The organism is Pseudoponticoccus marisrubri, assembly GCF_001482405.1.
Taxonomy (GTDB): domain Bacteria; phylum Pseudomonadota; class Alphaproteobacteria; order Rhodobacterales; family Rhodobacteraceae; genus Pseudoponticoccus; species Pseudoponticoccus marisrubri.
Map to the genome: position 1 here is coordinate 1 of NZ_LPXO01000035.1, position 3,635 is coordinate 3,635.

At 61.0% G+C, this 3,635-nt stretch carries 1 tRNA gene and 4 pseudogenes; all 5 read right to left on the reverse strand.

The window, feature by feature from the left end:
- Positions 1-768: pseudogene (locus AVJ23_RS21780) on the reverse strand (hypothetical protein); the annotation flags it as partial.
- Positions 769-1,060: 292 nt separating this feature from the next.
- Positions 1,061-1,134, reverse strand: a tRNA-Cys gene (locus AVJ23_RS21785).
- 232 nt (positions 1,135-1,366) lie between these two features.
- Positions 1,367-1,633: pseudogene (locus AVJ23_RS21790) on the reverse strand (integrase core domain-containing protein); the annotation flags it as partial.
- Positions 1,634-1,748: 115 nt separating this feature from the next.
- A pseudogene (istB, locus tag AVJ23_RS21795) lies at positions 1,749-2,593 on the reverse strand (IS21-like element helper ATPase IstB).
- A pseudogene (locus tag AVJ23_RS22475) lies at positions 2,590-3,467 on the reverse strand (Mu transposase domain-containing protein); the annotation flags it as partial. The pseudogenes istB and AVJ23_RS22475, both read right to left, overlap by 4 nt.
- Between the last annotated feature and the right edge of the window lie 168 nt (positions 3,468-3,635).

Below are 3,635 nucleotides of genomic sequence, written 5' to 3' on the forward strand. Positions count from 1 at the left end.
CGAGATGGCGGATCGCCCCCGCCCCAGGCATCTACCTTGGCGCCGAGACCCGTCATGCACTAAGACTGAAACCGGACCACCCAATAGGGGCAGGCCACAGTCAAAGAACATCTTGAACATCTGGATATGGCTGTTGATTGTCTTGGCCGCGATCTTCTTGTGACCGGTTTCCTTGACGACCTGCATCAACGGCATGGCTTTCAGCTTGGGCTTCGTGTTCCTGCTGGCCGGTAACGCCTGCAAGACCTTCTTGACCTCGCTCGCATCGTGCTTGGTGATCGTGGCAAGCAGCCGGTCAGGCCCGAAATACTCGACAAGGATGTTCAGGTAGGCCCGGTTCTGGCCAATGGTTTTGGGAACCCATTGGCGCGAATGCTCAGCGATGAAATCATCGACCGCCGCGCCCAAGGGCGATGAGGCTGGCAGAGCGGGCGCAGGAGCGGCAGGCGTGATGGCCGGGGCATCGTCATAGGAATAATGCTCAAGGCGCTCAGCGGCTTCCAGAACGGTCCTGAGCAAGTCCCGGCGGCCCTTGCGAAGTTCGCGTTGCATCATGGGCTGGCTGGCTTGCCAGTCCTGCGCCGTCAGGCCCGACTTTCTTAGGAACGGCTTGACGGGCAGGTACTGGTCGCTCTCCATCTCCATGTCGAGATAGCTTTCGTGGTCCAGCATCTCGCAGCGAACGTCCTCCAAGGCATTCTTCGACAAGCCGCGTCGGTCCAGCCAGTCAAGGTACTGGTCTAGTTGCGCCTTGAAGTAGGCTTGCACCTTCTCGCGTATCTCGCTTTGTCTCAGTCCCGCCAATGCATTGTTCTCGCGCAGTATTCGCCCGCAGGATGCAAGATGACGGGCCAAATCGCTAACCCGATCTGGGCAACGGGTGCGCAAAGAGATGCGAACGGTGGTCCGCTTTCCCTCTAAGGACGGACGGATAGGCCAGCGGAAGTAGTAAATCCCGTGTCTTGAGGGGCTTAGATAGGATGACAGCATCATAGGGCGTGTGTCCCACTTTGTGTCACACCCGACTGTTCAGCCACTAACCCTATGATTTAGAATGAAATGGAGGCGAGTACCGGAATCGAACCGGTGTACACGGATTTGCAATCCGCTGCGTAGCCACTCCGCCAACTCGCCCGCTCGTTCCGTTGCCCTATAATATAGTGGCTGTCCATGCAAGTTGAATTCTCATATGTCCGTATCTGCCCTGCCTGCCGGAAGCTGATCTCAGTCTGGAGTAGCCGCCTGAAAGTGGTCCACCAACAGGAATAGACTGAAGGCTTATCCCCTTGCTTCCGGCGACCACTGGCGTGCCCCCCCATTGGGTGGTCCGGTTTGAGTGTTGGTGCATCGTCGGCCTCTGGTCCATTGGCACGATGCTTTCCGGCACGGGTGGGCGGTAGCCCAGAGCGCTGTGCGGCCTGATCGTGTTGTAGTGGATGCGCCATTGTTCGATCAGGACTTGCGCCTCGCGCAGGCTGTAGAAGATCTCACCGTCGAGCAGCTCGTCGCGAAAGCGGGCGTTGAAGCTTTCGCAGTCGCCGTTCTCCCAGGGTGATCCCGGCTCGATGTATGCCGTCTTGGCGCCGGCGGCCGCGATCCAGTCCCCCACGGCCTTGGCGATGAACTCCTTGCCATAGCACGTCGGGAACAGGAGCTGTCTCAAGGTTATGGCCACGCGCGCAGCCCCCAAATAGCGTAGCGCGTGGCCATGGCGCATTGGCCCGCAGGGCCAATCCCGTTTTGAATGATCAGTTTGGGGCTTGGGCCTTTCGGGCGCGGCTTTGTGCAAGCCTGTAGCTCTCACCGTTCATCTCGATGATGTTGACGTGGTGGGTCAGCCGATCGAGCAGAGCGCCGGTCAGGCGTTCGGTGCCGAATGTTCCGGTCCATTCGTCAAATGGCAGGTTACTGGTGATCATCGTGGAGCTGCGCTCGTAGTGCTGCGGGATCAACTCGAACAGGAGTTCGGCGCCGGTCTTGGACAGCGGCACGAAGCCCAGTTCGTCGATGATGAGCAGTTTGACGCTGGCCATCTGTTTCTGGACGCGCAGGCGGCGGCGTTCATCACGCGCTTCCAGCAACTCGTTGACCAGTGCGGCCGCGGTGGTGAAGCCGACCGACATGCCCTTCTGGCAGGCCGCCAGTCCAAGCCCGAGGGCCACATGCGTCTTGCCCGTGGTGAGCCATGTCGCGCCATTGGTCCGAGTGACAATGGCGAACCGGGCCAAGGGCGATGACATTCTCGCGCCGGTCGATCCATTCGCAGCGGGCAAGTTCCAGAACTTGCATCTTGTTCAGCTTGGGGATCGACTTGAAGTCAAAGCTGTCGAGGCTCTTGGTCGTCGGGAACTTCGCGGCCTTGAAGCGGCGCTCCACCATTCGCCGTTCGCGGTCGCGCCAAAGGCGCGCATATTTGTTATTGGCGGCGCACGCCGCCGGGCAGCTCCAGCTCGACCAGACGGGCCAGGAACTGGACATGGTCCTGCCCTTCGGCGGCGCTCTGGCGGGCCAGCTTTTCATACTCCCGCAGGAAGGTGGGCAGCTTCAGCGTCTTCAGATGATCCGCGAGCAGGATCTTCGGGGCCGCGGTCATGCTGCATCCCTCGACAGCAGCGACATGTATCTGGCCGCCGACGTCGTCGCGACGTCGGCGCGCGGTAGGTAGGGATAGACGTCGAGGTCCAGCTTCGGTGGCCGTTTTTCGACCTGACAGAGGACGAGATGTTTGACGGCATCCAACCCAACCGCTCCCAGTTGTAGCGCCTTCGTCACGACGACATGCAGATCGTCGATGTCGAAGATCTCGAGCAGGCGCAGCACCTGGACATACTCGCGGCGCCCGGCCTTGCTCATCCGTGCCTCCATCAGGCGGCGCAGGGTCGCGAACTCGGGCGGCGGTCCCATTCAGCCAAGGGTGCCGCCTGATCGAGGGCGTTCGCCATTGTCTCTCGGACCAATGGCGTTCCAATGGCTCACTCTTACGCTCGATCAGCGGGAGGTAATGCACCGGATCGAAGACCGTGTCCTCGCGGTCATGGCATCGCGGATGACGGGCGTTCGCCATGTGTCTCGAACCGGTGGCGACACTGTGGCTCACCCTCGCCGCCGCTGCCGATCACCACTTCATCGACATAGCCCCGGATCCAGACGTCGCGGTGGCCATAGGCGACCGGCACCGAGTAATCGTTCGTCTTGTAGCGCACCAGGGCCTGGGAACTGACCCGCCCGGTGGCCTGGTCGCAGGCATCGAACGGGGCCGCCGGCAGGTCGGACATCGCTTCCAGATCGCGGGCGAGCCGTTCCCCGATCGTCTCGGACTGGCCGCGCAGGACAACCGACTGGCGTTTGCGGCACTGCGCCTCCAGGTCGGCGTTAAACGCATCCCAAGTCGCGAACCGCGGGACCGGCACCATGAAGTTGCGGCGGGAGAAGCCGACCAGCCCTTCCGCGTTGCCCTTGTCGTTCCCTGTCTGACGTCAGCACCTGTGGGACAGATTTGAGGTTTTCGTAACGGAGGATTTCTGGATCATCGCAGCCACCAAGGAGCGAAGATGAGCCAGAAATCCGGAACATCCAAGGACGCGGCCGACAAGCTGGTCAAAGGGATCAAGCGCAAGACCCGGAAGCAGTACTCG